Origin of the sequence: Roseibium porphyridii, assembly GCF_026191725.2 — a bacterium.
In the GTDB taxonomy this organism is placed as follows: domain Bacteria; phylum Pseudomonadota; class Alphaproteobacteria; order Rhizobiales; family Stappiaceae; genus Roseibium; species Roseibium porphyridii.
The window spans coordinates 2,718,456-2,741,424 of record NZ_CP120863.1 but is presented as its reverse complement, the minus strand read 5'-3'; the positions used below and the strand labels follow the sequence as shown (position 1 = coordinate 2,741,424).

Sequence of the window (22,969 nt, the reverse complement as noted above, 5' to 3'; positions counted from 1 at the left end):
GGACCAAATGGCCCGCCTTTTTTCAAAGATCGTATTTCGGATCGATCAGGCTATGTTGACTGACACGTCCACTTCCGTACCAGCCTGATCCATCACGACACGAACCGTGTCGCCCATGGAGCTGTGGTTCTGAAGTGTCGCGACTTCCTGCCAATCATGAGCAACTTCAGTTCCATCGACATCGACTTCGAGTGTCACAGTGCCACTACCGTCATCTGTTGCCCTGACCAGTTCAGCCTCGCTCGCGCCTTGCCCGAAGGCATCGTCCAGCAGTGTGCCAAGATCGATCTTGTCACCTTCATCGAAGCTGTAATCGGTGATGATGTCAGCTTCAGCGAGCGAAGTCAGTACGAACGTGTCAGCACCAGCACCACCAGTCAGCGTATCGCTGCCTAGGCCACCGATCAGGACATCGTCGCCTTCGCCGCCGACTATAATATCGTTGCCTTCACCGCCGACAAATGTGTTGCCGCCAATGCGTCCCGAGCCGGTGCTATCGTCAGTCAGTGTGTCATTACCTGAAGTTCCTACAATTGTATTGCCGAGAACCGTGTCAGTCGGCAGAGCTGTATCGTAGTTGGCAATGTTCGTATTTGCAGGATTACCACCGGTGCCGTTGCCTTCAAATGTATTTCCAGTCACCACTCCATCAATAGATGCAGAAACGTTGCCAATTCCAAGTCCTTCGAGATTGTTGGCGACAAAAGCATTGTTTTGAACGGTGTTATTGGAGTTGCCAGCGTATCCGTCGAGTGACATACCAACCAAATTGCTTTCGAATTGGTTTCCATCGACCAAAGCGTTCTGAGTAGAACCATTCAAATACATACCGGTGTGCCAGCCGAGCATCATATTTCCGATGATCTGCATTCCATTGCCGTATCCTAGAGAATTTACAATCCCCCGAGACGCGTCACCTATGCCGCCTGCCGAACGATAAAACAGTGAGTTGGAAATGGCCGCCGCGTCACCTTGAATGTGTATTCCAGCAAGTTCGAAAGCTGAAGAAACCTTAGCGCCTTCGAACAATCGGACACCGTCAATCTTGACACCGTCGGCAAGGATCACAATCCCACCATTGATTGTGCTTTCACCAACCCCGCCGACCATATCTCTAGATGCCGCCGAAACGTCAATGCCGTTGTTCGCACCAAGAATGGTGACTTGTTTGTTGATTGTTACGTTCTCGTTGTAAATGCCCGGCGCGAGAAGAATTGTATCTCCTGGATCGGCTGCCGCGATAGCATCAGAGATAGACGCATAACCGCCATGACCAACAATGCGAACGGTCGTCCCGTCGCCAAACTCCAAGATTTCTACATTGATCAATGCATCGTTGCCCTCGTCGAGACCATCGGCGATCTCACCGTCGGTTACTGTTAGGAAACCGCTCCCATTGGAACCAAACGTAAAATCGGCGAAATTACCGGTATAAACAGCCGTATCTGCGTCGCTGTTATCCGCGAAACCCGTGCTTCCGCCAAAGATAATATCGTCGCCAGCGCCGGTGTTAACAGTGTCTGCTCCGTTTTCAGCAATGACGATATCATTTTCCGAAGATCCGACGTACTCATCTGAACCTTGCGATCCAAATACAGTCAAGCTGTCACCAGCTGCTACGGAATTGCCGGAACCTTCAAAATCGAATTCTATGTCTCCATTCACATTACGGAAATTGAAATCGGTGTCGGCGCTGTCGAAGCTGTTGTTTGTAACACTCGATATTGGCCCTGTAACATTGCCACTTGTAGTTTCACCGACGCTCAAACCGCTACCCAGATTTTGAAACTGGTTGCCGTCAATCTGGACATTGCTGGTGTAGTCATCAGCATTTATCGCAGTTCGAACGTGCTCGAAGGTGTTGTTCGAAATTACTGTTATTCCGGCTCCACCGTTTGAATAGATGGCAGATTTATAGTTGTCATTTCCATAATAGTAGACATCGTTGGCTCCGGTGAAGAGGTTCCCGGAAATTGTGATGACACCTCCGGCACTGACGGAGGCCAATTCGATCCCCCGGTGCCCTTCGGCTGAGCCTGCACCCACCCAAACGGTTTCTGCAGGGTTCCCGGTATCACGGTTAAACACAGAGTTGATGATTTCATGCTGTGCGGAGCTGGTAACTAGAACCGACGTGAAGCTGCCATTCCCAACCGCCTGACTGTCCAGGAACTCAAGACCATCAAGCACAACCTTTGCACCAGCATTAACTGTTACAGTTCCGTTGATGATGGTCTCTGATCCACGTCCGTTGTCATTGCCTTCGACGCCGGCGTTTGAGCCTTCAAGCGTTATGCCCTTGTTGATCGTCACGTTCTCATTGTAAGTGCCCGCCGCAACGCGCACCGTGTCGCCAACACTTGCTCCTGCCACGCCCGCGCCTATGGTGTCGTACTGCGTGACAGCGCCGGTCGTCCCGTCAATTACCCATACTGGTTTGACGGCAATCGGACTACCAGTATCGAATGCAATTGTCTCTATCGTACTGGTGACTGTGTCTGTGCCATCTGGACCGACAATCGTGATGGTTCCATCTGCGTTGTATGTAACTGAATACTGTGAGGAATCTCCGCTCAGTTCAATTCTATCGTTGCCTTCCCCTCCATCGAAGAAGTCGTCGCCTGCACCTGAGATGAAAGTGTCATCACCGTCACCGCCCCTAAAGACTACACGGTGGCCGCTGGTAACACCGGAAGCATCGACAGTATCGTTGCCGGCTCCGCCCTCCACAGTGATAGTCGAAGTTGACAGCGATGTTGTCGAGAAGTCACCGGTAACCGTTACCGAGTCGCCGGACGCTCCAAGATTGAACACAACATCTTCGATCTCGTCGGTGCGGATCGTCGATGAGCCGGCCCCGATTTCGATGTCATCCGCGTCTGTGCCTGTCGACGGAACGATATTGGAACCACCTGAGGCCACATCGAGTGTGAAGGCTGTCGCGCCACCAGTGTTGGTGATCTCGAGCGTATCAGCACCTGTTTCAGAGCCGCCGTCGACACGATCATTGCCATCGCCTGATGACCATTTGAAGGTGTCGTTGCCAGCGCCACCACGCAACGTGTCGTTGCCGGTTCCGCCGATGATGGTGTCGTCACCGCTGGAGCCAATGACGGTGTCATTGCCACCACGGGCATTGATCGAGGCGATGTCGGTCAGCGTTGTGGTTGAGAAGTCGAGCGTTCGCGAACTGTTACTGTCAACAATGGTCACATCATTGTTGCCGTCACCGCTGATTTCATCAACGCCATTGTTGTAACCGTTCACCCCGATCACGGTGCCATCAGATTCCGCCTTTGCGACGGACGTTCCTGCCCCGTTGGTCGCAAACGTATCCAACCCGTTGCTGATGCCGTCGTAAAGCAGAGTTGCATCCGCCGTACCGGTGTGGATCGTGTCGTTACCGCTACCACCACGATAGGTGCCGGTGCTCAGGTCGGACGTGGTGATGGTGTCGTTGCCGCCACGGGCGTCGATTTCTTCGATATCGGTCAAGACCGTGTTCGAGAAATTCAGTGTCCGCGAGCTGTCACTGTCACGAACCGTGACATCGCTGTTTCCGTCGCCACTGATCTGGTCAACGCCATTGTTGTAACCGTTGACGCCGATCACAGTACCGTCGGATTCCGCCTTGGCAATGGACCCACCTGTCCCGTTGGTCGCAAACGTGTCGAAGCCGTTGCTCGTGCCGTCATAGAGCAGAGTCGCATCGGCATCGCCGGTATGAATGGTGTCATTACCGCTACCGCCACGATAGGTACCGGAGCTCAAATCGGACGTGGTGATGGTGTCGTTACCGCCACGAGCGTCGATTTCCTCGATATCGGTCAAAAGCGTGTTGGAGAAGTTCAGGGTCCGGGAGCTGTCGCTGTCACGAACCGTGACATCGCTGTTTCCATTACCGTTTATGTGGTCGACACCGTTGTCGAACCCGTTGACGCCGATGACAGTGCCGTCGGATTCCGCCTTGGCTTCCGATGCACCCGTCCCGTTGGTTGCAAACGTATCGAAACCGTTGCTGGTGCCGTCGTAGAGCAAAGTTGCATCCGCTGCACCGGTGTGGATCGTGTCGTTGCCACTGCCGCCACGATAATTGCCGCTGCTCAGATCGGACGTGGTGATTGTATCGTTGCCGCCGCGGGCATCGATTTCATCAATATCGGTCAGCGCCGTGTCGGAGAAATCGAGTGTCCTGGAACTGTCGCTGTCACGAACCGTGACACCGCTGAAGCCGTTCGCGGAGATCTCTTCCACTGCACCTTTGGCAAAACCGTTGACGCCGATTGCGGTGTCGTCTTCGGTCGCCAGTATACGGTCTGTACCAGCCTCTCCATTGAAGGTGTCGAGGCCGTCGCCATTGCCAACAAGATAGGTGTCGTTGCCATCACCGCCGTTGAGGGTGTCGTTGCCTCCCTCACCTACAATGATGTCATCGCCGTCGTTTCCATTGACCGTGTCGTTGCCGCCGCGGGCCAAAACCAACCATGATTCTGACGTCGGAACATTCAGTGTTTCACTGGAGTTCGTACCGATCAGAACATTGTCAAACGGCAGGAAGGTATCACCAACCGTAATACCTTTGACGATTGTCTCGAAATCATAAACATCGAACGAGAGTCCACCAGCACTCACGGTACCGTTAAATCCGGCACCAGGTGTGAGAGCATCGATCTGTGCGATCAAGGCAGCATCTGCAGCCTGATCAAGTGTCAGGGCGATCCGAAGAGTGTCGGTACCACTGCCTCCGCGATATGTGACGTGATCACCTGAGATCTGAGATGTCGTGACCGTGTCATTCCCGCCTTGACCGTCAACGGTGAGCCCGTCAACAAGCTGAATATCGCGGAAATCCAGGTCATTTGCGGAATTAGTTCCCCTTACGATCACACCTGAATTGCCATTTGCATCAATTACCTCAATGCCGCTGCTTGCAGCATCGAAGTCACCGAGAAGACCGATACGCGCATTGTTCGAGATGGCCGCAATCGTGTCGGTGTCACCGGAAGAACCGCTGTCCTGGTAGGTGTCATACCCATGACCCGTGCCGGAAACCTGATAAGTATCAGAGCCTTCCCCACCGTCGAGCGTGTCATTGCCCGAATTGCCACGGATCGTGTCATCACTTGCAGAGCCCGTGATCGTGTCGTTGCCGCCCTGACCATCAATGAACGAGATATCCGTCAGCGAGATGTTGCTGAAGTCAAGATCGTTGGCATTGTTGTCACCGCGGATAAGAACACCGGAGAAACCAGTCCCTGTGATCGCCTCAATGCCGCTGCTTGCAGCATCGAAGTCACCAAGAAGACCGATACGCGCGTTGTTCGAGATGGCCGCAATCGTGTCGGTGTCACCGGAAGAACCGCTGTCCTGATAGGTGTCATACCCATGACCCGTGCCGGAAACCTGATAAGTATCAGAGCCTTCCCCACCGTCGAGCGTGTCATTGCCCGAATTGCCACGAATGATGTTTGCACCCGCGTTTCCGTTGATGATGTTAGCAGAACCGTTGCCAATTACGTCGAACGGCGCGTCACCAAGCAACGTTATTGTCGTCACAGATCCGCCCAATGTGAAGACGTTGCCTGTGTCGTCGCTTTGGCCTTCGATCCGAAGATTGTCCTTTGTAACTGTAAGGCTTTCACCTGTCACAGTGCCCGCCAGGTTGATGCGATACGAGTCTAGAGCATCGGCATGGGCCGCCTGGAGAGTGGCATAGGTGTTGACGAGATCATCGTTCTGATCGAACAGGTGGACCGGCTGGGTCAGATCGAACGTAATGTTGGTGAACTGCAGGAATTCGACATTGACCTCAGCGATGTCGGTTCCGTCGCTGCCAACAGTGTCCGCAATGGTTACTGTTCCGTCGGTGGCAATGGTGATCAGATAGTTTTCCCGAGGACCATTGGCCACGTAGGTGTCGGTATCGTCGCCACCATCAAAGTGATCATCACCTACGCCGGAAATGAAAGTGTCATCGCCAGCGTTGCCGGAGAAGTCGATCCCAACCTCGGAGGTAGCTCCACTTGTGGTCATACCCGAAGCATCAACCAGATCGTTGTCGGCGCTTCCCTCGACCGTGATTGTGTTCACGTTGATACCGGAACCGGCAAAATCGCCAACGACATTTAGCGTCCCGGCACCAGCCGAGAAATCAACTACGACCTCTTCAACATTCTGCACTGCGCTGGTGTTGGATCCATCAGAAACAGCGAAATTTGGATTGGTTGCTGTAAGATTAATAGTCTGCCCAGCACCCGTCGCGAAGACGTTGAGCGTATCGCCTATCGTATCGTGGTCACCGCCATCGATCAGATCTGCGCCGTCGCCGACGCGCCAATTGACTATGTCATCACCGCCACCGGCATTGATAGTGTCCGAACCTTCAAAACCGGTGATAGAGTCAGCACCTGAAGTACCGATGATGACATCATCTTTTGTCGTGCCATCCACGAATGTAGTTACTATACCACCGGCATTAGCTACCGAGACGTAGGTCAGGTCGACCGAGCCATCTGCATTGGCATCGTTGAAGAACGATCCCGCATTGCCAGGAGTACCAGCTGTGCCAGTTGGCAGCTGATCGGCCATCGGATCGATGCCAAGGCCCACTCCCCAGCCGGCTGTGACGTCAATGACAGTGCCAGGGTCACCTGGTGTGATTGTGCTCTGCCTGAACACAAGACCGGTAATATCTGTAAAGCCGTGGATATAGAGGCCCAACTTGCTGTAGTCGCCGGAGATTGTGACATCTTCGAAGATCACAGTTCCCATTGGTGTCAGCACGTCATAGCTGTAGGTCGGAGCGCCTTCCAGGTTTGACTGATAAGTGGACGCATCGAAGCCTGCGATCTGTATCGCAGTGTTTGCGCTACCAGCTGTCGAACCTGTGACAGTCACATCGCTGAAGGTAGCATTTCCGTCATATTCGAACAGAACGATATCACCACTGCCGTTGGCACCACTGGTTCCGTTGCCGTCGAAATCGGAGCCTGTGACAACAAGTGCTTGAACACCTGCCTGGTCGAAACCGCCACCGACATTGGTCGAAGTGTCCGTTCTACCGGAAACATAAAGACCAAAATTACCGTTGTCGTTCAGATCGACTCCGTCCAACTCGAGCGTGCCTAAAATATTTGTATCCGATGCCCTGATGCCGGCACTGCTTGCATTGACAATCGTCAGGTTCTCGAATCTCACCGTTCCATCTGGATAATCCGCGTCAAGATCGATGTCGAAGCCGTAGGCTGAACCGGTCGCGTCAACCGTAACTGTGCCCGAACCGACTATGGTCAGAGGCTTGTCGATCGTCACGTTTTCGTTGCCTGCACCAGACCAGTTGCCTTCAGCAATCAGGATGGTATCGCCTGAGTTAGCAGCCGCAACAGCCTCCGCGATTGTCGCAAAACCACCATTGCCAACCAGCAGGAAGCGGCCGGTGGCATCGCCAACCGGATCATCAGCCTGAACGATCTCAACACCAACCAGACCATCAGTGCCTTCACCAATGCCAGTTGCATCGACTTGCCAACCGAGCAGAACGCCCGCGCCCGGATCCAGATCAACCGCCATGATGTCAGCTGCAGTCAGGATGCCGTCATAGGCGGCCGTGTCAGTGCCGTCAGTTGCCGCCGGGATGAAGTCGTCACCGACCAGCAGATCGTTGCCGGCATTGCCTTGCAGCGTATCGTCACCGCCGCGACCACGAATGAAATCGTTGTTATCGGTTCCGATGATCTGCTGATCCGCGCCGAGCGGATCCTGCCCGGGCTTGTCGCCCTGCAATTCGATCAGAATGTCACTGGACACCGGCAAGGTGATGTTGAAACCGGAGGCATCAACGTCGCCCTCAACGCCATCGATGTTGAACAGTGGCCCCCAGGAACTGGTTGCACCAGACAGGTCCAGATCCAGAACTGACAGGTCGGCGACGTCGCCGAAGTTAAAGAGAGCAACCGGGTTCTTGTGATACGCGCCCGTTACCGTGACATCGTCAAAGACGACGATGCCAATGCTCGGAGCGTTGTCCGGTGCCGGGTTGGCGCTGCCAGGCGCATTCAGCCCGCCAACAATCTCGACAGCACTATCGGGACGGTCGCCTTCCGCTGCACCGGCAGTGGCACCTTCGAACGTTACGGTCGTGAAGCTGGCATCGCCGTCATAGCCGAACAGTTTGATATGGGCAGTGTTGCCGCCACCGGAACCGTTGTCGGAGAAACCGGCATTGCTGACAACCAAAGCCCCCATTGCCGGAGTGCCAGCAGCGTCCGCAGCATCGGTCGCGAAAATGCCTCTGTTCACAAAGCCTGAGATATCACCATTTGTGAAGGTCAACGTGCCGATGTTGGCTCCGGCCGCAATGTCGATACCGGTATCCGCGGTACCACCACCAACCAGGTCGATATTGTCGAAGGAAACATCACCATTAACGCCGGCTCCGATGGAGACCGCATCGCCCGAAGTCGGTTCGATCGATACAATGCCAACGCCCACAAAGCTCAGCGCCTTGTCGAGTACAACGTTCTCCGCATAGATGCCTTCCCCGACCTGAACGGTAAAGCCGTCCAGCGTGGTGGCATCTGCAACCGCCGCCGATATGGTCGAATAGGAAGCGACAAGCGCACCTGTCCCGTCAAGCACCTGCACAGGCAAAGTCACAACGAAGGCTTCGCTGTAACTTGCGCCTTGCGGGTCGGTTGCCGTGATGGTGACTTCAGACGGCAAGCGGGTAACGGAGCCATCCACCTCCAGCTGATATCCGTTTGCACCGTCGCTTTCAACGGAAAGACCCGACACCGCAGCGCCAGACGGATCTGTGATGTCAAAAGTGAAGACAGTGTCGTCAACATCAGTCACGGTGATTGCGCCAACAACAGTTCCATCAGGCGCACCTGCGGCGATTGTTGTGCTGCTCAGATCAATATCCCGCGGCGCGTCGTTGGTGCCATTGACTGTAACGACGACGTCGACCGTGTCGGTTGCTCCCTGATCGTCGGTCACGGTGACCGTGAAGGTCTCCGTCGGCGCATCACCATCATTCAAGCCGTCAGCAAGCGTGTCGTCCAGGGTATATGTCCACTCGCCGGTCGCCGGATCAATGACAAAGTTGCCATACGTGCCCGCTGCATCGCCTGACCACGTCAGGGTCGCGTTGTGGTCCACATCTGTGGCGGTCACCTGTCCGGTGACGCGCGGTGCATCGAAACCGTTGTCGATGTCCCACTGGCGCGTAGTCGCGTCGCTGACCCCTTCATTGCCGCTGAAGATCGGACGCGCCATGAGATTGGCATCAACGTCTGAAATCAGCGTTTGAAGTTCGGTCAACAGCGGATCAGTAAAGCGATAAGACAGCGGCGAAGCGTTCAGGTTGCCAAGCAGATTGTCGTGCAGGCTCTGTTCGCGCTCGGGCGTGTCGTTGGCATCGCCATCATCGGCGGTGAATTTGGCAATCGTCCGTGTCAGCGGCGCACCGCCGGCTTTCAAGTATTCTGCATACTCGACACCGAGACGGACAAACGCCTCATTGACAACGACCGTGCCGCCAGGTGCGGCGGTATAATTGTCATCCAGGAAGTCCCATACAATTGCAAACGCCTGCGCCTCGGTGACACCCAGTTCGTTCTGCACTGTCGTCAGGACAGACTCCACCTGTGAAGGCGTCGTCAACAGGCCATCAAGGGCATTCGTAACAGCTGGATTGAGCGGAATAGACGGTTCGAGATTGCCAGAGACATCTGCCTCCTCGATGCCGGTGATATCGCCAGTCTCAACCACTTCACCGGTGATCTCGGAGCTTACCTCAATGACCGGTGCGTCGTTGGCACCCGTCACCGTGACATCAATGTCCATCGTCACACTGTCACCATCACCATCGGTGAGGGTGTACGGAATGGTCATCAAGATGCTGTCGCCAACCGCCAATTCGTCAAACGCGGTTCCCGGTGTGATCGAAACGTCATGACCCGCAGCTGTGGCCGCCAGTGTGATCGTTGGCGTGCCAAGCGTGACACCAAGCGGCACGCCGGTGAAGGTGGCCGTGCCGAGCACGATCTCTGTCGTCGCGCCACCGTCGGCACCAGGTGCGTAATCCACACCTTCGACAAGCGAGATCACGGTATCCGCGTTCTCACCCATCGTCTCCGTCGCGTCCGACGCTTCCGGCGTGTCGTCTCTGAGCCTCAAGATGCGTTCGCCGACAGCTGTATCACCATCGCCATCAGTCACCGTGAACCGCAAGTTGAGATCTACAAGGTTCTCGATGGAACCGGTATGCAGCACGTTGGCCTTCTCGGTCACCTCGTAGCGGCCAGTGTCGCTGTTCATCGAAACCTCGGCCACAACAACGTTGTTGCCATCCTGCTCTTGGGAGATGATCAGCGTGCCATTGGCATCGGTCTCGAAGCTGAAGTCTGTCAATCCACTGTTGGCGGCTGCACTGAGGTCAGCATCCCAGGCAACAGCACCACCATCTGCAGCTCCATCAGCACCAACAGAGAAGTCAATCGTCTTGACCCTATTATACTCGGTGCGCGTATCGTTGCTCGAGCCGTTCTCTACAGTGCCTTCGGCAATGATTGTGCGATCTGGGTTGACGTCAAACGGACGGATGGTCGGTGTATCATCATCGATAATCAAACGGATGGTGCCTTCGGCCTTGTCACCATCACCATCAATCACCGTATAGCCAAGCAGAAAGCGCGCATCTTCCTCTATATTGTCGCCTACAACATTGTGCAGAAGATTTGCGACCTGTACGTAGCTGTAGTCGCCTGATGCCTTGTCCAGTGTCACTTCCGCAACTGTGACAGGGTTGGCGGGGTCTCCCTGATCTTGTTTGATCAGAAGCAGACTTGTACCCACGCTGTCGACAACCTCAAACGTGATCCCACTGGTCGCATCGACGCCATTGTTCGGCACGTCACTGCGAACAATGCTGGTTGATGCGTTCCAAACAATTTCGCCGCCATCAGCACCAAACGTGTGCGGAACAGTCTTGCCAGTCTGGTGGAACTCACCGCTGTCTTCAACACCGCCATCATTCCCGATTGGATCGCCATTCGCGTCTTTGACGGTGTCATCATCACTTATTATCCGGAAGTTGTTCGGATCGTGGCTCGGAATGATCGGCGTGTCGTCGTCTACGGTCACTATGAAGCTGGACGTTGCGGTGTCGCCATCGCCATCAGTGGCCACGAAGTCGAATGTCAGGTCAATGTCGTTCTCATCGGCACCAGTCGTATGGTCCAGATTGTCCAGAAGCGTGAACGAATAAGAGCCAGAACCGTCATCGGACAGTGCAACCGTGAACACGGTCCGCCCGCCAGCGCTTGCTGTCAGAACCGTGCCGGCCGGGTTCAGACTGTAGCTGACATCCTCACCATCTGACTTCAGGTTCGCAGGCGCTGTAATCGCGGGATCGAACTGCACAGACCGGTTGCCGAAATCTGAAGGAGAAGACGGAGGTTGAGACGTGGGCGTGTCCTGAACACCTCCCACATCTGCTGCATTGTCTCCATCGTCTGCGCCCCAGGAAATCGCAAGATCGCCTGTGAAAGTGGTCTCATCGCCGTCGCCGTCACCATCGACATCGACCGCATCGCCTGTCTGGCTGTCGTTGTTGCCGTCTGCAAGGCCGTCCTCATCAACAACGCCAGCTTCTGTTGCACCAATCGAAGGACCATCAGCATCGTCTTCAAACGTAACGGTCAAGATCCCAGCACTGGTATCCCCGTCGCCATCCGTTGCCGTGAAATCAAAGGAAAGATCGAACGAAGCATCATTCCCACGCGCCGCCCAATGATCCAGATTGTCGTCAAGCGTGACCGCGTATTCGCCGTTATTGTTGTCTGACAGTGTAATCGTGAACACTGTACGTGCTGTTGGACCGACACCGGCAGTAGCCGTTAGAATGGTGCCGTCCGAGGATAGAGTATAGGTGAGTCGATCACCGTCTGAGCTAATGGCAACAAGCATGTTGTCCAGCGAGGCATCGAATGCGACAGACCGGTCGCCTGGGTTCGAGCCGGAGTCGGAGTCCGAGTCGTCGGAACCCCATTCAATGTCCAGCGACCCAGTCGCAGTGTCTTGAGCAAACGTTTCAACACCCGCTGAAACTGTTGTGTCTTCAGTCACTGTCGCAGGTTCAACTGTACCGACGAGCGGCGTATCCGGGTCGTCATTGATGGTTATGGTGAAGTCGCTGGTGCCGGTTGTGTCGCCGTCGCTGTCTGTTGCATTGAACGCGAAGGTGATTGCCAGAGCGTCGCCCTGGCCCGCGCCAACATGATCGACATTGTCGAGCAAATCGAAGACATAAGACCCGTCTGAGCCGGCAGTTGCACCATCATTTTCAGAGAGCGTGACGCGGAAGACCTCACGGTCGCCGACCGCAACGGTTCCATCGCCATCATCGTCGGCCAGGCCGACAATCTCCGTATCCGACACTTGAAGATACCGGACGATTGCGCCGTTCGACGTCAGATCAAGTGCGGCATCGGTTTGAACGGCGTCATTGTCGGCAATGCCCTCGAACGCGACTGACCTGCCGATTGTTGCCGGGTTTGAAGCCGTGAAGGACACATCATCAAGGAAGAAATTCTCTGCGTTTGCATTTGATTCGAACTCCACGAACAGCTGAGCTGTTGTCGACCCGTCGGGAATACCGGCAGAAAGCTGGTTCCAGCTGCCTTCGATATTCAGAGCATCGATATCTGATCCCGTCGTGTCGATCAGCGTCACGATCTGTTCGCTTGCCAACCCCTTGTCGACGAGAACGTAGATTTTCAAGCTGTCAGTAGTTTCCCAATTCGTATCTGACAAGTTATATGAAAGCGATGCATCCACACCCGTTTGACCGGCAACGTCCACCTCATCAAATGTGAGACGCATTATCCCATCAGGATCTTCAATCTGATAGCTTTGGCTGCCGTCAGAGAATGTGGAGTCGGATACACCAACGGCGTCCCTCTCCAACCCAAAATCGCCACGCGAATTAATCCAACTTGCCGTGAAGCCAAGATCACCTGCTGCGCCAGAACCGGCTGCAGTCGATTCCACAATTGGCATGCCAGAAATGTTGTCGATCTGAATTTCCGCGTCGCGTGCAAGTGACCGTCCATCTGTCGCCGCATTCGTATAGTCACCGCCAACCGCGGCCTCATTTTCGAAGCTGGTCGATGCAAGAACAATCGGCTCGTCACTATCGATATCGTCCGCGCCGAAATCGACGTCGAGGCTGCCCGAAACACTTGCCGGCACAAAAGCGTTGGATGGATTCCCGGCGGTGTCTTCCGTAACGGCCCCGTCGTCGGGTGTGCCGATTGTTGGTTCGTCATCAAGGACGGTAATAAGAGCGCTTGACTCATCTGTATCACCATCGCCGTCTGTAACAGTGAAGTTCAAACGAAGCGCGATCGGATCGTCAGAACCGGTCTCGCCCTGATCAGGATGATCGAACGCGATGTATTGAACATAGTCGTAGTTGCCGTTCGGCTGGACAATGAGCGTAAACGCTGTCGCGCCAGTGCTCGCGATTGTTCCCGTCACGGTAATGACACCGTTGGCATCAATGTCTGTTGTTGTCGTGATTGGCTCACCGGCGCTTGTCAGATCGATGCGGCGGTCTGAACCCGATTCTTCAACATCAAGCGCTCGAAGATTGCCATTGTTGCGCGCAAAGAAGCTGACATCCGTAACAGTTGCACCATCTGCGCCACCATCAAACTGCAACTGGCCCGAGATTGTGTCGCCAAGCTCAGTCGCTTCATCCAGACCGATGCTGGAACCGTTGCGGAACGCAGTCGGACCATCGTCGTCGAAGGTGACGTTTTCGCCGATCGAAATGGTATCGGAAACGATATCGCCGTCCGCGTCTTCAATCGTCACAATGGCCGAAATCTTTCCAGCAAGATCAATATGTTCGTCGCTGCTGTCCGGGTTCGGATGTTTCAGTGACTGGTACTGAACGATGCTGACACGCCCGCGGACGTCGATATGAATGGCAAAGACGGCCTCGCCAAGCACACCGCTGCCATCGTCGATCCGACCGACGATCAGACCGGCTTCAAGCGAAAGGGTGATCGCATCGCCTTCGGTTGTCTCGAGTCCGGATGCAGCATCATCTATCTGCAGCGTTACCGTTCTTGATGAACCAAAATCATCGGCGCCGGTATTGCGATCATAGTCGACGACATCATCGCGCGCATAGATCGGTCCGTTCGGCAGGTCATTGTCTGAGCCAGGATTGGCGACAGCATTTGTGCCGGTAAAGAGCGCCACGACATTTGGATTGTACTGGCCGCTGTTTTCGTTAAAGACATTGTCGCTATGATCGCCGTGCGTTTCATCAACACGCACAGTGTTATCAAGGCGCGCTTCAGGTTCCGGAACATCATCGGTGACTGTGATGTTCAGTTTGCCTGTCAGAACAATGCTGTCACCGTCTCCATCAGTCGCTTCAATGACACTGCCGAAGTCAATTGCGCTAACAGGACCGCTTCCGCCTTGTAGGTTGGTATTTTGACCATTTGCATCGACATGGTCGAGTTGTTCAATGAGCTGGAATATGAAGTCGCCGGTAACCGGATCGAGCTGGAAGGTGAAAACAGGGATGTCTTCGAAATCGTCATAGCCTGTGCCATTGGGGCCATCGAAAACATCGACATAGGCAAGAATTGTACTTCCGGAAACTTCATACCGGACTGTGTCACCACCTGATGTCAGGCCCAGGCTCTCCAAGGTCGTGATTGTATCGCTTGTGAGTGCAAAACCACCGACAGCGGCTGCACCGTCCGCTCCGAAAGACACGACGGAAGCAACCGACCCTGTCGTGGTTGCGGCAAAGCCAACGAATTCCGCCCCCGCTTCACCCGGAAGAACTTCCGCCGGCAACGAATTGCCAAATAGATCGGGAGATGTACCTTCTGAGAAAGCGGTAAAGATGTCGTCTTCATCAACCGCAACTTCGACGGCCGTTCCATCGGCTATCGGCACGTCATCGATGATTTCGATCTGGAAGCGGCTTGCGGAGATTGCAATTGTGTCGCCGTCCGCGTCTTCAGCCCGCAGAAGCGAGGAGAAGTCCAGCGTCAGCGTTTCTTCATCAGCAGGCGTCGCGGGATCAGACGCTGTGCCGTGGTCAATCTGGCCTTCAAGCGTGAAGGTGTAAGTGCCGTCTGCCAGGACCACCAGCGTGAATACGGATTCCGTGCCTGCTGTTGCCGCAAGCGTGTAGCCGCTTGTTGCATCCCCGGTCAGTTCATACTCGACCGCAACACCGGCAGAGGTCAGGTTATGCGTGGTGGCAAGAGCCGTCGCATCGCCAACCATGCTGAACTCGGCAAGACCCGCACCCGCATCAGGGTCCGCATCCGCACCAACAGACACAAGCGACTGAAGATCGCCGGTCGCAACTGCGCTGGTCCGTGTCAGATCACCTGGACGGCCACCGCCACCTGTCGTGTCTTCATCATTGTCATCCGCATCAACGGCATCTTCATTGCCGTCCGTCAGCGCCTCTTCTTCAACGGTACCAACAACATTGTTGTCATCGTTGCTGAAGGTCTCGACCGGAACATCATCGATGATGTTGATCTCAAAGCGATCGTCGGAAATGCCGATCACATCGCCGTCCCCGTCCTCTGCCCGAAGGATTGAGGAGAAGTCCAGCGTCAGCGTTTCTTCAAGAGAAGGTGTCGCAGGATCAGATGCGGTGCCGTGGTCAATCTGACCGAGCAGCGTGAACGTGTAGCTGCCATCCGCATTCACCAACAGCGTGAAGACGGATTCCGAGCCGGCTGTTGCCGTCAGCGTGTAACCGATCGTTGCATTGCCAGCGACCGCATAGGTCACCGCAGCGCCTGCAGAGGTCAGGTTGTGAGCAGTCTGCAGCGCTGCAACATCGCTGATCAGGCTGAACTCGGCAAGATCAGCACCAATGTCGGGATCATCATCCGCGCCAACAGAAACAAGCGACTGGAGGTCGCCGGAAACAGCCGGACCAACGACATCAAGTTCGCCATCCGTGCCACCATCCGTATCACCATCATTGCCATCGGCATCGACAGTGTCTTCATTGCCGTCCGTCAGTCCCTCTTCTTCAACCGTGCCGACAACAGCTGCTGCGGTTGTCTCGATCGGCACGTCATCGATGATTTCGATCTGGAAGCGGCTTGCGGAGATTGCAATTGTGTCGCCGTCCGCATCTTCGGCCCGCAGAAGCGAGGAGAAGTCCAGCGTCAGCGTTTCTTCATCAGCAGGCGTCGCGGGATCAGACGCTGTGCCGTGGTCAATCTGGCCTTCAAGCGTGAAGGTGTAAGTGCCGTCTGCCAGCACAACCAGCGTGAAGACGGATTCCGTGCCTGCCGTTGCCGCAAGCGTGTAGCCACTTGTTGCATTCCCGGTCAGTTCATACTCGACCGCAACACCGGCAGAGGTCAGGTTATGCGTGGTGGCAAGAGCCGTCGCATCGCCAACCATGCTGAACTCGGCAAGACCCGCACCCGCATCAGGGTCCGCATCCGCACCAACAGACACAAGCGACTGAAGATCGCCGGTCGCAACTGCGCTGGTCCGTGTCAGATCACCTGGACGGCCACCGCCACCTGTCGTGTCTTCATCATTGTCATCCGCATCAACGGCATCTTCATTGCCGTCCGTCAGCGCCTCTTCTTCAACGGTACCAACAACATTGTTGTCATCGTTGCTGAAGGTCTCGACCGGAACATCATCGATGATGTTGATCTCAAAGCGATCGTCGGAAATGCCGATCACATCGCCGTCCCCGTCCTCTGCCCGAAGGATTGAGGAGAAGTCCAGCGTCAGCGTTTCTTCAAGAGAAGGTGTCGCAGGATCAGATGCGGTGCCGTGGTCAATCTGACCGAGCAGCGTGAACGTGTAGCTGCCATCCGCATTCACCAACAGCGTGAAGACGGATTCCGAGCCGGCTGTTGCCGTCAGCGTGTAACCGATCGTTGCATTGCCAGCGACCGCATAGGTCACCGCAGCGCCTGCAGAGGTCAGGTTGTGAGCAGTCTGCAGCGCTGCAACATCGCTGATCAGGCTGAACTCGGCAAGACCGGCACCAATGTCGGGATCATCATCCGCGCCAACAGAGACAAGCGACTGGAGGTCGCCGGAAACAGCCGGACCAACGACATCAAGCTCGCCATCCGTACCACCATCCGTATCACCATCATTGCCATCGGCATCGACAGTGTCCTCATTGCCGTCCGTCAGTCCCTCTTCTTCAACCGTACCTGCAACCGTTGTCGCGGTTTCAATTGGTGCATCGTCATCAACGATGACACGGAAGGTGCTGGAAATGATGTCGCCATCGCCGTCTTGAGCGGTAAAGCCGAATTCCAGGCGAATGTTATCTTCCTTGCTGTCGGCACCACCAAGGTCATGGTCCAAGGTGTCGAACAACTCAAAACTGTAAGCACCCGCACCTTCGTCCGTCAGGCTGACACGGAAGACGACCGCGTCGGCCGGGGTGGTGGCATCGCCGCTCAAAGCAGCAAAAGTGGCGTCTACGCCCGTATAGGCGAGCAAAATCGTACCATCGGCATTCAGGACAAATTTCACATCGTTGCCATCGGACGTCAGGCCACCGTCAAGCGGTGATGTGCCACGTGTCGCGGTGACATCCGGTGCACCGGTACCATCTGTCGAGAAAATCACCGAGCGGTCGCCGTCCGCACCAGGCGTGTCCTGGACATAAAGATTGCCGGTCAGTTCGTCAGTGACCGCGTCGTCGTCGGCACTGTCGGCACCCCAGGAGATGTTCAGGCTCGTGCCGGAATCAGTCGGCACGCCATCAAAGTCTCCCGGATTATCTGGGTAGGACTCGCCAGGATTACCGCCTGCAAGGCCCTCTTCGTCCACCTGCGTTGTCGCGATATCTCCGGTAAACTCCGGTGCATCGTCATCAACGATGACACGGAAAGTACTGGAAATGATATCGCCATCGCCGTCTTGAGCGGTAAAGCCGAATTCCAGGCGAATGTTGTCTTCCTTGCTGTCGGCACCACCAAGGTCATGGTCCAAGGTGTCGAACAACTCAAAACTGTAAGCACCCGCACCTTCGTCCGTCAGGCTGACACGAAAGACGACCGCGTCGGCCGGGGTGATGGCATCGCCATTCAAAGCAGCAAACGTGGTGTCTGCGCCCGTGTAGGCAAGCAGGATCGTACCGTCGGCATTCAGGACAAATTTCACGTCGTTGCCATCGGACGTCAGGCCACCGTCAAGCGGTGATGTGCCACGTGTCGCGGTGACATCCGGTGCGCCGGTACCATCTGTCGAGAAAATCACCGAGCGGTCGCCGTCCGCACCAGGCGTGTCCTGGACATAAAGATTGCCGGTCAGTTCGTCAGTGACCGCGTCGTCGTCGGCACTGTCGGCACCCCAGGAGATGTTCAGGCTCGTGCCGGAATCAGTCGGCACACCATCAAAGTCTCCAGGATTATCAGGGTAGGACTCGCCAGGATTACCACCTGCAAGGCCCTCTTCGTCCACCTGCGTTGTCGCGATAGCTCCGGTAAACTCCGGTGCATCGTCATCAACGATGACACGGAAGGTACTGGTAATCGCGTCACTATCACTGTCCAGAGCCGTGAAATCGAACTCAAGACGAATGTTGTCTTCTTTGCTGTCCGCACCACCAAGGTCATGATCCAGTGTGCCCAGCAGTTCAAAGCTATAAGCGCCTGTGCCCTCGTCCGTCAGGCTGACGCGGAAGACAACTGCGCTATCCGGGGATGCCGCGGCGCCGTTCAGAGCAGCAAATGTCGCATTAGCACCCGTATAGGCCAGCAGGATTGTGCCGCCATCATTCAGGACAAACTTAACTTCATTTCCTTCTGAAGTCAGTCCGCCATCAAGAGGCGTCGTGCCGCGGGTTGCAGTCACGCCGGGTGCACCAGAGCTGTCCGTTGTGAAGACCACGGACCGATCGCCCAAACCGCCAGGTGTATCCTGAACGAAGAGGTCTCCGGTCTTCTCGTCAGTGACCGCGTCGCCGTCACCGTCGTCAGCACCCCAGGAGATATTCAGATCAGCGCTCGATACGGTTTCTTCACCCTCGAAGTCACCCGGATTGCCCGGATAGGACTCACCCGGATTACCGCCTGTAAGGCCTTCTTCGTCCACCTGCGTTGTTGCAACACTGCCATCGAAAACGAGAACATCGTCATCAACACCAACGGCGAATGTGGACGGCGTGACGTCACCGTCACCGTCTGTGACGTCATATTTGAACGTCAGGACAAGGCCATTCTCATCCTGTCCTTCAGGATGATCGAGCGCGTCTTGCAGTTCAAACTTGAACGAGCCGCTATCCCTATCAAAAAGTTCAACGGTGAATACATCGCGCCCGCCGGCCGTCGCCGTCAAAATATCCGCAGTGCTGTTGAGGCTGTAGGTAATTTCTTCGCCGTGGGAGGTCAGTCCGCGGCTTGTCAGAGCAGCGATCGCATCCGCTGCAAATGTAACAGCTCTGTCGCCCGCACCCGTTGAAGACCCACCATCTTCATCCCTGTTGCCATCATCCGCACCCCAGGAGATTTCCAGATCTCCATAGACAGTTGTGGCATCACCGTCGCCATCAAGGTCTGTATTTGTCTGGGGGGCGTCGTCTCCGGTTGCGTCGTTGTTGTTGCCGACGGCAAGGTCGTCTTCATCAACAACCGCATTTACCTGTGTCGATGCATCTGCATCTATGTTCAGGCTCCAGGAGCGTAGTTCACCCGAATCTTGGGTTGCTGCATCAACAATTTCAAGTGTCCAGGTACCGGCCTGATCGAGGCCGTCCAGACCGGAAAGTGCATCTTCCGTCGGCCTCCAAACTCCGACAAATGGCACTGTGGCATTGCTGAAACTCTGTGCCGCTTCATCATCAAAGGTAATAACGCCGTTCGGGTTTCCTCCGCCACCTTCATCTATAATCAAGGTGATCCGGGTCCCATCCGGCGCAATCAAAGTGATGTCAAGATCAGCCATAAAGGTGTGCTGAATATCCATCGAGACATTCAGGTCCCGGATGGTTCCACCGTCCACAATCTCGATCGTCGAGGTTATTGTCCCGGAAGTTCCGGTTGCGGGGATGCGAAGACCAACGTCGCCGGACTCAAATGTCTCAACTGCGCTGCCGTCGAAATCGTAAAGCGTTGCGTCGCCAACAACGGCAATGTCATCATCCACGCCGACAGTGAAAGACGATAATGTTGTGTCGCCGTCGCTGTCAGTCGCGACAAAGCCGAATTCCAGGACAAGATCGTTTTCATCAAACCCTTCAGGATGATCCAGTGCGTCCTGAAGGTCGAATTTGAAAGAGCCGCTGTCCGTATCGAACAGTTCAACGGTGAAAACGATACGGTCACCAGCTGTCGCGGTCAGGAGATCGTTTTCCGGATCATTCAGGCTATAGGTGATTTCTTCGCCGTCAGAGGTCAGCCCTGCGGCCTCAAGCGTTGTGATCGTATCGGCAGAAAAGGTAATTGCGCGGTCGCCATTCCCGGCTGACGCGCCACCGTTTTCAACGCTGTTGCCACTGTCCGCGCCCCAGGAGATCGCCAGATCACCAAAGACGGTTGTCGCGTCCGTGTCTGTGTCCAGTGTTCCGTCGGTTGCGGTATCTGCGTCACCTGCCTGATCATCCGCATTCCCGTCGACCAGGTCACCTGTGACATTTGAAAGATCGTCTTCATCAACGATCGCATTTACCTGAGCGGGTGCCTGCGCTTCAATGTCGAGTGACCAAGAGCGAAGATTTCCCGTGTCTTCGGCTTGATCATCGACAATTTCAAGCGTCCATGTGCCGGCCTGATCGAGCCCGTCGAGACCGGAAAGCGTATCTGCTGTCGGCCTCCACACGCCCACAAAAGGCTCTGTGGCCTCTGAGAAGCTCTGAACAGCTTCATCATCAAACGTGATTTCGCCATTAGGGTTTGCACCGCCACCTTGATCGAAAATCAACCCAATCCGGGTCCCGTCCGGTGCAATCAATGTGATATCGAGGTCAGCCATAAAGGTGTGCTGAATATCCATCGAGACATTCACATCCCGAATGGTTCCACCTTCTGCAATCTCTATTGTTGATGTAATTGTTCCGGAGGTTCCGGTTGCTGGGATGCTAAGATTCACCTCACCGGATTCATAAACTGATTTTGAAACCACTTCGAAATCAACAAGTGAAGGTTCACCTATAACCGGTGCATCGTCGTCCACCGTCACCTGGAAGGTTGAGGAAGCTGTATCGCCGTCGCCATCCGTCGCGGTATATGCGAATTCCAGAACGATATCGTCTTCGGTATCGGCTGCCGGGTGGTCAAGATTGTCGACAACAGTAAAGACATAGCTGCCGCTGTCGGCATCGGACAGTGTTGCAAAGAACACAACACCGGCGTCGGAAGTGGCCGTCGGTTCTGTGGCACCCGTGTATCCAACCAGCGTTCCGTCGGTCAGGATTGCGACCGTGACCGCCAGACCATTGGATGTCAGACCGGTTAGTCCGGGCTGGCTTGCATCAAAGACAACAGACCGGTCGCCAAGACCGCCGCCATCGGTCGGGTTGGCATCATCAGCACCCCAATCAATGGCGAGATCGCCTGTCGACGTGAGCGCCGCGCCGGGAAGGTCGCCATCATAGCCGCTATCGACGTTGCCGTCGGCCAGGCCTTCTTCGTCAACGGATGTTGCGTCGGCATCACCAATTGCCAGAACATCGTCGGTGATGTTGACAGTAAACTCGGATGTCGCGCTGTCAGGAGAGAAATTGTCTCCGTCTGTCGCGATAAAGCCGAAGGTCAATGGAAGCACATTGTCTTCTCCGACCGCAACGTGATCCAGATTGCCAAAAAGCTCAAAAATGTAGTTGCCACCGGCATTGCCGTTCGGCAGCGTGATGATGTCGAGGGTCACCGTGAAAACGACTTCGGTGGTGCCCGTCTTCGTGGCTGTCAGGGTTTGTCCGCCATCACCCTCGGCATTGTCGGTGATGGTGAAGGTCAGCGGTGAGCCATCGGAGGTGACATCCGTCGGCAAATTGGAGAGGTCAAATTCCAAGCTGAGGTCTGTTCCGGCATTGTCGCCAAAATCGAGATCCAGGCTTCCCGTGAACGAAAGTGGCGTGTCGCCTTCAAAGAGATCAGCCTCGGCCAAATCCCCCACATCGGGCGTACCGATTTCCGGAACCGTGTCCACTTCTCCGTCGATGAATTCGTTGTCAGGGCCGCCGTCGCCACCCGGGCCGCCGCCGTCAAGCAGGTCACCGAAACCAAGACCGTCGCCCAGAGCACCGATCTGAGTGTCTTCGAAATTCTGTCCCGAGCCCTGCGGTCCACCGAGTGCAGTTGCCAGATTGCTGGTTTCGCCGGCAGCAGTCTGGATCTCGTCGGCAGTCTGTGGGTTCGCAGCCGTTACAAAATCGTCAATGGAAATCGTTTCGCCATCGAAGACGATACCGACCTGAGACGCGCCGTCTCCGTCGAAGAAGCCCTGCACGATGATCATTCCACCATCGGCGAAAATCATCTGGAGGTCGTCACCGATTCGGATGAACGAGATGTCCTCGTTCAGGATTTGCCGGAAGTCAACAAGTTGCCCTGACTGTCGAAGCGAAACGACACTTTGCTGTGCCGATGGCCGGGAAAGAACAAGGGGATCAGAGGGGTTTCCTCCTCCACCGTCTCCTCCTGAAGTCGCGTCATTAGAGAGCTGTGCAATCCGAACAAATTCATTCATAGCGAAACACTCGGTACTTTTTCATAAAACCCACTGAGGAATGTTTACAGTTTTTTCACCCTATATAAAACCCAAAGTTTTATTAACTTTATTAAAGGTAAACGCCGTCACTGAGGCGAATGTCCGCAACGTAAATCGCAACGCAACCTATAGATGAAGGAAGGTAGAACTGCCGGAATTCCTTAATGCGTCAAATCGGGAAAAGAAAATGCAACCGACTACAATCGCAATA

General features: G+C 55.1%; 1 protein-coding gene. It reads right to left on the bottom strand.

The window, feature by feature from the left end; translation table 11 throughout:
- Positions 1-45: 45 nt before the first annotated feature.
- Entirely contained in the window at positions 46-22,737 is a 22,692-nt protein-coding gene (locus K1718_RS12770) for a T1SS-143 repeat domain-containing protein (RefSeq protein ID WP_285806072.1), read from the bottom strand.
- Positions 22,738-22,969: the final 232 nt, after the last annotated feature.

Bases quoted from the DNA above. Each gene is read 5' to 3' on its own strand.
- K1718_RS12770 (WP_285806072.1), bottom strand. From the start codon at position 22,737: ATGAATGAATTTGTTCGGATTGCACAGCTCTCTAATGACGCGACTTCA.